The sequence below is a fragment of the Dyadobacter endophyticus genome (genome assembly GCF_014641595.1).
Taxonomy (GTDB): Bacteria; Bacteroidota; Bacteroidia; order Cytophagales; family Spirosomataceae; genus Dyadobacter; species Dyadobacter endophyticus.
The window spans coordinates 314,484-326,717 of record NZ_BMIA01000003.1; the positions used below are offsets into that span (position 1 = coordinate 314,484).

The window sequence follows — 12,234 nt, forward strand, 5'->3', positions numbered from 1 at the left end:
AAATCAATGCCTTAAAAATCAAGCCTGAAACGCGCCCGGATACCCCATTCCGAAACATTCGGGTTGTCGAGATAGGTAAAACGTTTTACCAGATCCACTCGCAAGAGCTTGAAAATATTGGCAATACCTACGCTACCCTCGATGTAAGGCTCGCGTGACAATGTGTAAGTAACCGGTTTACCGTCCTGATCGGTTGCAAAGCGGTAGAGCGACGGGTTGAATGCCGGATTGTTCTCGTCTCGCAAGCCGCCCATCAAGCCTTTGAAACTCACCACCTCGCGCAGTTTCAACCTTTTCAGCAATGGTATTTTGTTGAACAGAAAGCCGTTCAGGTAGTATTGCACGTCCAGGCTGGCATAGTGGTCGCTCGCGAATTCCAGGAAGTTCATCAGGTTATATGAATTCAGCTGGTATGCGTAAGTCTGGTTGGCTCGGTGGATCGTCAACAGCGGGAATTGTATTTGTTTCCCAAAAATATAACCGCCCTCGGCTGTAATATCCGCGAAACCGAACTGCGACAGATAGAACCGTTTCTGGATATTCAAGGCCACATTATGGTAATTGTTTTCTCCTTCAAAAACCCCCTTCAAACCCGCATTGTAGCGCAATGTAAAAATCGGGTATTTGTTGATGATCGGCGTTCGGTACAACTTGCCCTGGTAGTACTGCTCGTGCGGCGCATAACGAAACTCCACGTTTGCTTCGGTATTATTTAAAGTAAACGCGTTTTCGAGCTCGCCGCCTTCGTTCAGGCGCTCATAACGCAGCACGCCCGCGGGAGTTTGCCTCCATTGGGTAAAACCGATTTTATAGGAGAACCGGCTCTCAAACTCACGCACGTATTCCAGTTTATAAATATCATTGTACAACCAGCGGTTGTTATCCCCGCGTTTGAACGACAACAGGAAGTTGTCCTCCTGCACAAACTGCAACTCCTGGCCCGGGATCTTGGTATCGCGCTGGAAGCTCGCACGGATGTAATGCAGCGGGAAGTGGTATACGGATTTATTATTGAATGAATAGGTACCACTCAAAAAGTACTTCCATTTACGGTCTTTGAAACCGTAAGCCGCATAAGTTTCGAAATACACCCGCTTGCTCAGGTCGGTAGTGGTACGGCCACCGAAGCGGAGACGGAAACCTTCCACCGGGTTGAAGCTGTAAAATGTATTCACCGGCCCTATCTCCACTGCACCGAACGACTTGTAGCCCGACAGGAACAGCGTCGCAATGTCCATCGTCCGTTTAAAAGAAGGGATGGTCTGGAGCGTATCAATATTCTTGTAAATGTCCAGCTCGGTGCGTTCCAGCGGAATGTGCCGTTTGCTGGCCCAGAATGATTCGTTCGTTTTGATCTCCGGATTATACACGATCTCCTCGCCCGGGCCTCGGTAAATGCTATCGGGCCGCGGCTGGTTGATGGTATAATCCTTGAAATTCACCGTCCGCTGACCATACAAGCCGCCGTTCTTCTCGCCCAGCGCAAATTCCATCGCGAGCGTCGACTTATTCATGAAATAGCGGCCATCGACACCTTTCTCGAATTCCAGGCGCGCTTCGAGGTCGCGCATGAAGTTCAGGTTAATGTCCTTGTTGACGGTCAGGTAAGCGTTCTGCACGCCATATTTGCCGTCGAGGGTAACGTACAGTTTCCCTTCAAAAAGCATATCCGTCTTGTTCCGTGGAACGAAACCCAGCTCGATCAGCCACGGATCGGCGGTTTTGATCGTATCGCGGATAAAGAATTTATAGAATGTCGGTGCGGAGTTCGCGATCGGGCTCAGCAACAGGTTCGTGGCGATGGAGATATCGTTGTCGTAAATATTGATATCCTCATACAAACGGTTGAAATAGGCGCTCAAACCGTCGTTATCCACAAACTTCGCATCGAATTCGGCCCGGCGGTTGGCCAGCACGTATTGTTTCTTGTTGTAGGGGTTTTTGCGGAAGTAAACTTTGGAAAGCTTCTCCTGAATGTAGGCCGGAAGCATATTCTTGCCGCCCATTGCCGTGGAATCCTGGCTTTTGAACAAAAACTGGTAATTCCTAAAAATGCGTTTATCCTTGAAATCGTCGGAAAGGTTGCTCAATGCGAGCGAAATCTTTTCGTACTGTTCGTATTCCAAAAAATTGTTGCCCGAAGGCTTGTTCTCATCCTTGTGCGCGATTACCTCGCGGATGAGCTGTACCGCCGGATTGTCCTTGTTCCGGTAGCGGGCTTTTGTTTTAACGGTCACCTCTTTCAGCATGGAAGCGTCCACAGCCATCTTCACGTCGATCGTCTGGCTCACACCCGGTTTGATCGGCTTTTCAACGGCCATATAACCTACATAAGTGAATTTGATCGTCGCATGGTCTTCACGCAATGTCAATGCGTAACGGCCTTCGGCATCGGAGGCTGTCCCCATGGTTGTTCCCGGGATCAGGATCGACACGAACGGCAGGGTTTCACCTGTCTTCGCGTCTGTAACGGTACCTTTTATAGTTGTCGTCGACTGTGCGCTGGCCACGCCCGCGCCGATCTGCACAATGCTGATCACCACGAGTATATATAGCCATATCGACTTACTGATTGCTTTCATGTTGGAACGTTCGTCACGTGTTTTGGCTGCCCTGCTTGTTTTGAAATCATGTACGCTTCAACCACACCGACAGATTTGCCGGCCGTAGCGCATGATCAAGCGGGTACGCTAGTTAGAGCCACTTATTCTCCTTATACCAGGTCAATGTCTCTGCGAGGCCTCGGTGCAGATTATATTGCGGTTGGTAATGCAGGCGAGTTCGGGCTGCATCTATGCTGCAGATCCAGTTAGGGGCTGTGAGTTCTTTTAGTTTTTCCTGGTTCAAAACCGGTGTTGTTGATGAATTTGCATAAACAAGATCCAGGAGCCTGGCGATCGTTTCGACGAGCAGCAGCGGCAGGTGCGTGCGGAAAATCTGCTTTCCGCTGAGGGCCCTGAACTGGTCTGCCAATGCGTAACGGTCGTATGCCTGTCCGTCCGAGATATTGTAAACCGTTATTTCTTTCTCCGTTTCCCTCAATGCGGCCATAGTAGCCGTCACGAGGTCTGTTACATACACGAAACTCAACCTTTGCGGGCCTTTGCCAATGTAGGCATCGAGCCCTTTGCTGAGTGTTTTAAAAAGGACGAACAAGTCCTTTTCGCCGGGGCCATACACTGCTGTCGGGCGGATAATGCTCAGCGGCAGGCCATTTACTGTTTTCAGGTATTGCTCAGCCAAAAGCTTGCTTCGTCCGTAATCCGTCACCGGAACAGGCAAGGTTTCTTCTGTGATCGGCTGGGCCGCATTGTAAGCCGCGGGGCCTAATGCCGCGAGGCTGCTCAAAAACACAAACCGCTTCAACGGAATATCCGCAGACACGGCAGCCTGCGCCAGATTCAGCGAATATTCCGCATTGACCCGGTTATAGGCAGCAGCGGTTTTGGCTTTGGTCACTCCCGCCGCGTGGATGATGTAGGCATATCCTCCATCTTCCAGCAGCTTCGTCAATTTATCTTTGGAACTGAAATCAGCATTCACATACACGAGGTCTGGCGCATCGGCATTAAGCTTTTTGAGGAAACTCAGGTCGCTGCTCGGCCTCACCGCCGCATGGACTTCCATGCCCGCTTCGAGTGCCGCCGCTACCAGGTGGTAACCTATAAATCCGCTGGCCCCTGTTATGAATAGCTTTTCCTTCATATCGGTTTCTCAAACAATCTGTACCGTTTGTACAGCTTCCCGTTGATCTGCTCGATGGCGTGGTTCATCAGGTAATTCTCTTCCAGCATCCATGAGCATTCTCCGCCCGTCACTTTGGTGCCGTAGGTGTTCTTGATAATGCGGCCATACAAACAGGCTTCGATACCCATTTTGCGGTAACCGTCGATCACCCCGAGCGTAAGCACGCGGATGCGCGTGATGTTCTTTTTACCAAACAGTAACTTAAAAATCCCGGTCGGCAACAAACGTCCGCGCTTGATTTTGATCAGAATCTGGTTGATATCGGGAATACCCAGTATAAATCCTACCAGTTCATTGTCTTTTTCAGCGACCAGACAATACCTCGGGTCAAGGATCATTTTCAGGTCCTTGGCCAGGTAATCAAATTCCGCCTCGGTAGTCGGTACAAAACCCAGGTTTTTGTCCCAGGCCTTGTTGTACACTTCCCGGATCTTTACGACTTCATTTTTGAAATCTTTCAGATTCACCTGCCGGATCGTGATACCGCTTCTTTTGAGCCTTTCCTCCAATGCGTCGATCATCCGCACCGACTTGTCATTGGAATCCGCCACATTGATTTCGTAGGCCAGCAAATCGGTCTTCTTCGTCAAACCGGCCTTTTCCAGCAATGGCAGATAATAAGGCGCATTGTAAGGCATCATCGCCATTGGCGGCCGGTCGTAACCCTCGATCAGCAGACCGCAGGTTTCATTGGTTGACAAATTAACCGGCCCGACAAGCGTGTCAGCCCCTTTTTGCTTCACCCAGGCCGTGGCTTCTTTTAAAAGCGCATCCACCACCTTCTGGTCATTTACCGTATCGAAAAAGCCAAAAAAGCCGTCCTTCCGATTGGTAAACGCATTGTGGTTCGTGTTATAAATCGCCGCTATCCTTCCGTTCACCTTGTCTCCGTCGTAGGAGAGAAATAGTTTCACCTCCGAATGCTCATGGAACGGGTGCTTACCCGGTGTGAGCATGTCTTTTTGAGCAATGAACAATTCCGGTACATAATTCGGATCGTGCTGATACAGATCATGCGGAAAATCAATGAACTTGCCTAATTCCTTCGGAGTGCTTACGGGGGCTATGCGGGTCATAGTCTTTGTCTTTCGATAATTGCGTCAGGACAAACCTCACGGTAAATGCGGGACATTTTGTCGACTGCTTCCTCGATCTGGCTGAATGTATGTGTAGCCATCAGCGAGAAACGGATCAGCGACTGTTCCGGGCGTACCCCTGGTGAAACCACCGGGTTTACGAAAATCCCCTCGTCCTGCAATCTACGTGTCATGATGAAAGTCTTCTCGTTGTCGCGGATATACAGCGGCAGGATCGGGCTTTCGGTTGCACCCAGGTCGAAACCATTCACGAGCAGCAACTCTTTCGCGTATCTTGTATTGGCCCAAAGGCGCTCCATGTGGTGCGGCTCTGTTTCGATAATGTCCAAAGCAGCCAATGTGCTTCCCACGGATGCGGGCGTCATGCTCGCGCTGAACATGAGCGAGCGCGCGCGGTGTTTCAGGTAATCGATCGTAGCAGCGTCACCGGCGATAAACCCGCCCAGGGAAGCCAGCGATTTGCTGAATGTTCCCATAATAAGGTCGGTCGTTTCGGTAAGGCCAAAATAAGAGGCTGTTCCCGCTCCTTTATCACCGATCACCCCGAGGCTGTGCGCGTCGTCAACGAGCACCGTCGCATCGAACTCCTGAGCGATGGCATTCAGTTCGGGCAATTTTACGATATCGCCTTCCATACTGAAAATCCCGTCGGTCGCGATCAGCTTCACTGCCTCTTCCGGCAGCAGGCTTAGCTTTTTGCGCAGGTCGTTCATATCGTTGTGCGCATACTTGATCACTTTCGAAAACGACAGGCGGCTTCCATCGATAATGGACGCGTGGTCGCTTTCGTCGAGGATGAGGTAATCGTTCCGGCCGGTGAGACATGATAATGCGCCCAAATTGGCCTGGTAACCGGTGCTGAACAATACTGCACCTTCTTTTCCCACATATTTAGCCAGGCGACGTTCCAGCTCCTCGTGGATATCGAGGGTTCCGTTGAGGAAGCGCGAACCCGCGCAGCCTGTTCCGTACTTCTGGGCCGCTTTTTGCGAGGCTTCGATGATGTAGGGATGGGATGTAAGTCCCAGGTAGGAGTTGGACCCGAACATCAGGACCGGCTTCCCGTTAATAATAACCTCGGTGTCCTGTCCGGACTCGATCGGTCTGAAAAAAGGATATACACCTTTTGCTCTTGCAATCGCCGGGTCTTTGAATTCGGCAATGCGATTATTTAAGATTTTACCCATAGTAATTTGTGTCAGAATCAACAGCTTGTTTTAGTGGGGTGCCTACCGGCATCAGGCTGCGGCCTGATAAAAGACATCAGGCAAGTCAGTTGGTATTGTAGCTTTTAATTCCCATGTTAGTACAATTAGATCGTGAGTCTGGATATTTGGATTTTTTGGCTTGTTGACCCGTCATCGATTGCCTTTAAATAATAAATTTCTGCCATTGAGAAACTCATATTTTGATTCGGCAACATTTCGGGTTAAGAGGTAAACCCAATCCCGGGCCGACTAGTTCATTAAAATACCCGTTCATTTTGTATTTTTCGGGTAAAAAGAAAAAAAATGTTTTGCCCCGTTTCCGTGCCCGGACCTGTAACCGTCAAGCTCTGACCGACTTTGCGTTTGCAGGAAGAAGTTAAAGTTACCGGACAAAACATTAATTTTTTCATGTTACCAGACTCAGTTTCTTTAAAATTCTTCCACTACAACGCTTTCCTGTACCCTCCCCGGCTTCGCACGCCACGCGTTCCATTTTTCTCCCAGCCTGTCAACCAGATAATATGCCATCGGCACCAGGTAGATTGTAAGGAGCATCGAGCTGGTCAAACCGCCGATCAGTACCCATGCGAGCGAGTTCTTCCATTCGGCCCCGGCACCTGTTGCGGTGGCTATCGGCACCATCCCGATCACCATCGCGATCGTGGTCATCAGGATCGGCCGGAGGCGTTCTTCGCCGGCAATGAGAATGGCCTGGCGGAATGGCACACCCAATGCCTTTTGCTGATTGGCAAAATCGACGATCAGGATCGCATTCTTCACTACGAGGCCGATCAGCATCAGCATACCAAGCATCGCGAATATTCCGATGTTCGACGACGATAATGCCAGCGCCAGCAGCGCGCCGATCACCGCTACCGGGATCGAAAACAGCACGACAAACGGGTACACAAAACTGTCGTAGAGCAACACCATGATGAAATACACGAGCATGAGCCCCGCCAACATCGCCAGCCCCAATGAACCAAAGCCTTCGCTCTGATTCTTAGCGTCACCGCCCCAGGTAAGTATAATGTCGTCCGGGAGCGGATTTTCCTTTAAACCGGCCTGAATATTACTCACCAAAGTTCCCGATCCAATCCCTAATGTATTGGCGGTGACTGTGACGGATGAGCGACGGTTTTTGCGCTCAACAATACTCGGACCGGTACTCAGGGTTACATCCGCAAACTGTGCAAGCTGCACGGATTGCTTAGCCACCGGACTGTAAAATGTAATCGCCTTCACATCCTCGGGGTTCTTGCGGTCGAATGCGTCGAGCATAATGCGGATATCGTAGTCTTCTCCCCCATCGCGAAATTTAGAATCGTCGTTACCGGCGAATGCATTTTGCATGGTTGCACCCACGGTTTGAATGTCCAGACCCAATTTTGCCATCTTTTCTCGGTCGATATCCACGCGCACCTCAGGGTTACCAGCCTCTACCGAGACGTTGACGTCGTTTGCTCCCGGGGTTTTCCGGAGGCGATTGGCGAGGTCATTTGCCGCGGCCAGGATTTTATCGAGGTTGTCGCCGCTGAGGAATACTTCAATAGGCGCAGTTCCTGAATTTACCATCCCGATAGCTGCCGAATTGAATTCCACTCCCGCGAATTTCTGTTCCAGTTCCTTACGTACCGAGAGCATATAATCCTCTGTCGGCTGTGCATTCTTGCGTTCTTTTACTGGTATAAGCTCCACTGTAAGCTCTGTACGGTTGGTCTCGCCACGTCCTGAACTGTTCAGACCGGTACTTGCACCACCGACGTTCGCGAAAATCGTTTTTACTTCCGGTTTTTTGCGTAGGTAGTCTTCAATGCTTCGCGCCGTGAGGTTATTCTGTTGCAACGAGGCACTTTTATCGAGTTTCATCGTGAGCAGGAACTTACCCTGATCACCTTCCGCCACAAATTCCGAACCGATAATACCCAGGCCCATTACCCAGCCGGTCATGACCACGATCGCCACCAATATACCCGAGAAAGCCAGTTTGTGCCCTAGCACCCATTCCAGGGAGCCGTGGTACCATTTTGTGATTGCTGTCAAACCTTTTTCAAACCAGATCAGGAAAGCTTGCGCCGGATTTTTTGGGTTAAGACGTTCGACTTTCGCCATATTGGACGTCATCCAGGGAGTTAATGTAAAACTCACGAGCAAACTGACCATTGTAGCAAAGGCAACCGTCAATGAAAACTGCCTCAAAAGATCTGCAATCACCGAATTCACAAAGGTAATCGGCACAAAAACGACCACGATCACGAGCGTAATGGCTAATGCAGCAAAACCGATCTCGGTAACGCCGTCGATGGTAGCATCCCAGGCATTTTTACCCATTTCCAAATGCCGCTGGATGTTTTCCAGGATCACAATCGAGTCGTCGACCAGGATACCGATCACGAGCGAAAGCGCAAGGAGCGTCATCAGATTGAGCGAATAGCCCATTACGTACATAAAAAGGAATGCGGCGATGAGCGAAGCAGGTACCGAAACCATGACGATGAATGCATTCCGGAAGCTGTGCAGGAACAGCAGCATTACCACGGCGACGAGGATTACCGCGATCACCAAATCATGCGTTACCGCTTCCACCGATTCCAGCGTAAATATCGAACTGTCGTAAGCGATCGCGAATTTAATTTTGTCTTTGGCATTGGCCTTCTCAATGGAAGCCAGCTTCGCCTGTACCGATTTGCTGATCTCGACGGCATTTGCATCGGATTGTTTCTTGATAAACAAACCAATACCGTTTCCGCCATTGTACCGGCTGATGCTCTCGGCGTCGGTCAGGCCGTCGGTGATCTCGGCCACGTCGCCTACCCGGATCGGGCTGTTGTTTACCGGCGATGTGATGACAAGGTTGCGGATATCGTCGAGTGAGGCGAATTTACCGGCTAGCCGCAAGGTCATGTTCTCCGACGTACTTTTCACTTTCCCGGTCGGGAAATCAAGGTTGGCCTGGTTAATGGCCTGTGTTACCTGCAAAAGCGATAGTCCGTAGAAACGCAGTTTATCATTATTTACATTAACACGGATCTCCCGCTGGTCGCCGCCGGTCATCGTAATCTCGGCCACGCCTTCGATCTGCTGCAACATCGGCAGGTATTTGTCTTCTACCTGTTGATAAAAAACTTCATTGGGCAGGCTCGAAGTCGCAAGCAGCTGCATAATGGGCTGGTCGCTCGGCGAGATTTTGGATAATGAAGGAGTCTCGGCGTCGTCGGGCAGGTCGCTGAGCATATTGTTCACATCGCGCTGGGCATCCTCCAATGCCTTATCGATGTCGGTACCCGCCTTAAACTGCACGATCACGAGCGACGCACTTTCCATCGATTTGGAAGTCACGTCTTCGATATTATCCAGGCCGGACACCGCGTCTTCTATCTTCTTGCTGACCTCGGCCTCTACCTCCGTCGGCGCCGCGCCTGGATATAATGTTGTAATGGTGATGGTCGGAACGGAGAATTCCGGCAGCAGCACGTAGCTAAGCTGGTTATAGGAAACCAGACCGCCAATGAACAGGATCGCGAAAAGCACGATGATCATCGACGGGCGCTTCAATATGGTTTCAATGAATTTCATGAGCTTATTGATGAAGTGTTTACTGTGCGATAACCGATGTCCCGTTTTGCAGGTTGATCTGCCCGCTGGTCACGACCTGGTCCCCGGCTTTCAGGCCTTTGGTAATTTCATAGTATTCGTTCGTGGTTGCACCTACCGCTACGTCGCGCAATGCGGCTTTGCCGTTTTCAACCACATACAATTGCGGCTGCTTCGCCGAGCCCATGATCGCTTGCCGAGGTACCGCCAATGCCTCGCCCTTCACGCGCGCCGCGCTTGCGATCGAGCCATACATGCCCGCTTTCAATGGATTGGTTGATGAATTCTGCACAGTAATTTCCACAGGATAGTTATGTGCCTCGTCGCCCTGAGCGGCAACCATCGTCACCCGGCCATTGAAGTTCGCATGCGGGTATACATCCGTGTGTACGGAAATGCTTTTACCTGTCCTAAATTCATTCACCGATTTCTCAGGAATATTCACAACCAATTTCAGTGAAGAAATATCAGTAATCTCGGCGATCGGTGTTCCCTGACTCACTACCGAGCCTTTCTCCACCATTTTAGCAGTGATAATTCCGCCAAACGGCGCAATAATGCTGGTGTTTTTGATCTGCTTGTTCAACTGCTTGATTTGCGCCTGCGTGCTGCGGATGCTCAACTCCGTCCTTTCGACATTCACCGCAGGAACCGCGTCGCCTTTCACCAACGCTTCGTAGCGTTTCAAGTCATTCTGATAACCTTCCAATGTCACTTGCAAAGCCTCCACCTGGTAATGCAGCTGCTCGTCGTCGATCTTAGCGATCAATTGCCCGGCGGCCACGTGCTGCCCTACTTCTACATTGAGTTTCACGATCTCGCCACCTGCCTGGGGACGGATTTCAGCCTTCCGGTTTGGGTCAAACGATCCCAAAAACCCCGATTCCTGTGAAAGATCGCGTAGTTCAGCCACTGCTACCTTCACCCCTACCTTGGGGTCAGGGTCTGGTACATATACCTTTTGCTCTGTTTTTTCCTTGTTGCTCAGCAACTTCGCCGCAGTAAGCCCTAGTACGGCAATAATTCCCAGGAAGATGAATAGACGTTTCATGAGTGTTGAATGAGTGAATTGTGAATGAGTGAATACTTTGGAGTGAAAATCCGAGCGAAGGCGACGAGAGAACAAGCAACATTCACTCATTCGCACATTCACTCATTAATTTTTAGCTGTTGATGAAGTGCCTGTCTGTTGATGAAGATGGCATTATTGATGAAGTATCTTTATTTCTGAACCAGTTGCCCCGTGGCCTTTTTCCATTCCAACTCGGCTTTCAGGATTTGTACGAGCGAGGTCAGGTAATTGCTTTGGGCATCGAGAAGGCTGTTTTCGGCCTGTATTACGTCAGTGAGCGATACGGTACCTTCTTTAAATTGAAGCTGGATTTGCTTGTAAACCCGCTCCGCAAGCGCTACCTGCTCTTTTTTGGCATGGATGTTCTTTTGCTCCACGCCGAACTTGTTCCGCGCATTGTTTTCTTCCATTTGAATGGCCTCGCGCACCTGCCTCAACTGAACGTCGAGTTTCTCGCGGTCGATCTGGTTTTGACTGCGTTTCGCTTTCCTAGCCAGCCCGTCGAATACATTCCAGTTGAGTTGCAAACCCGCCCAGTAACCGGGCACGTCCTGGAAGGTCGAGTTTTCTCCGCCCTGTGCGTAGAACGCCATATTCGCCACGCCGTAGGCATTCACAGTGGGGATCAGCCCGGAGCGTATATTCTTGTCCTGCAACTCGTTAAGATCCTTTTGCTTTTGAAGCAAAGCCACATCCGTACGCCTCGTCTTATCCCATTCGGCATAATCCGGCAGCGTCACATTACGAACGCCAATTAGTATACGCACTGTATCATTTTGGGGGATTCCGGTGTAGTATTTCAAAAGGTTGACCAGCTGATTGTAATTATCTCTCAGCGTCGCCTGCTGTGTTTCGGTGGAAGTTTTGTTAATCAATATCCTGTCCACATCCACGCGCTGGCCAAGTTTATTCTGGTAAAGCAGGGCGGAAACCTTGTAAAGTCTATCCAGCGAAATAAGGTTACTATCCAGAAACGCCATCTGTTGAGCCACGGTAACCAGGTTGTAATAGGCATCCGTCACATTGTAGGCAACATCCTCTTTTGTCCGCGTGGTACTCAGGGAAGTCAGCTCGCGATTCAGGTTAGCCGCTTTCAATGCATATTTCACCGACGGATTATACAGTGCCTGAGTCACTTGCGCGGTTGTCGAAAGATTATAGGGTAATCCGAATGCGAGCGTACTGAACTGCCCTTCCGGTCCGCCGAATGCGCTGGCTGGCACTACTTGTCCCGGAATTTTGAAATACCGCTTGTAGTCCCCCGACACGTTCAGGCTGGGCAACAGTCCAGCGCGCACCTCGTCGATCTTCGCATTCGTTTTGGCTTCATCGAGCCGCGCGGCCTGAACACTGAAATCGTTTTTCATGGCCAGGTCCAGCAATTGGTTGAGGTCGTACTGTTGCGCCTGGGTCTGCTGAAAAAGCATCAGGCATAACATCCCCGTGACATGGAACAGGTGTTTCATGGCTAGAACAAATGTTTATTTTAAATGTTTGTTTAATGAAGTGGCAAAAA

Annotated in this window: 7 protein-coding genes; all 7 read right to left on the minus strand. The window is 50.3% G+C overall.

Annotation, left to right across the window (positions count from 1 at the left end; translation table 11 throughout):
- Positions 1-11: 11 nt before the first annotated feature.
- Positions 12-2,582, minus strand: a complete 2,571-nt coding sequence (locus tag IEY24_RS21070; RefSeq protein ID WP_188935756.1) for a DUF5686 and carboxypeptidase-like regulatory domain-containing protein — start codon at positions 2,580-2,582, stop codon at positions 12-14.
- Between the two features lie 112 nt (positions 2,583-2,694).
- A complete protein-coding gene (locus IEY24_RS21075; RefSeq protein WP_188935758.1) occupies positions 2,695-3,705 on the minus strand; it encodes an NAD-dependent epimerase/dehydratase family protein in 1,011 nt (336 codons plus the stop codon).
- A complete protein-coding gene (locus IEY24_RS21080; protein ID WP_188935760.1) occupies positions 3,702-4,823 on the minus strand; it encodes a GNAT family N-acetyltransferase in 1,122 nt (373 codons plus the stop codon). The genes IEY24_RS21075 and IEY24_RS21080 overlap by 4 nt, the downstream gene beginning before the upstream one ends.
- On the minus strand, positions 4,820-6,031 hold the full coding sequence (spt, locus tag IEY24_RS21085) for a serine palmitoyltransferase (RefSeq protein ID WP_188935762.1): 1,212 nt from the start codon (positions 6,029-6,031) through the stop codon (positions 4,820-4,822). The genes IEY24_RS21080 and spt overlap by 4 nt, the downstream gene beginning before the upstream one ends.
- A 450-nt stretch (positions 6,032-6,481) precedes the next feature.
- The gene (locus IEY24_RS21090) at positions 6,482-9,628 is read right to left on the minus strand and encodes an efflux RND transporter permease subunit (protein ID WP_188935764.1); all 3,147 of its coding nucleotides are present in this window, start codon (positions 9,626-9,628) and stop codon (positions 6,482-6,484) included.
- A 19-nt stretch (positions 9,629-9,647) separates the two neighbouring features.
- The gene (locus tag IEY24_RS21095) at positions 9,648-10,697 is read right to left on the minus strand and encodes an efflux RND transporter periplasmic adaptor subunit (RefSeq protein ID WP_188935766.1); all 1,050 of its coding nucleotides are present in this window, start codon (positions 10,695-10,697) and stop codon (positions 9,648-9,650) included.
- A 170-nt stretch (positions 10,698-10,867) separates the two neighbouring features.
- Positions 10,868-12,184: a TolC family protein gene (locus tag IEY24_RS21100; protein ID WP_188935768.1), complete on the minus strand. Its 1,317-nt coding sequence runs from the start codon at positions 12,182-12,184 to the stop codon at positions 10,868-10,870.
- Between the last annotated feature and the right edge of the window lie 50 nt (positions 12,185-12,234).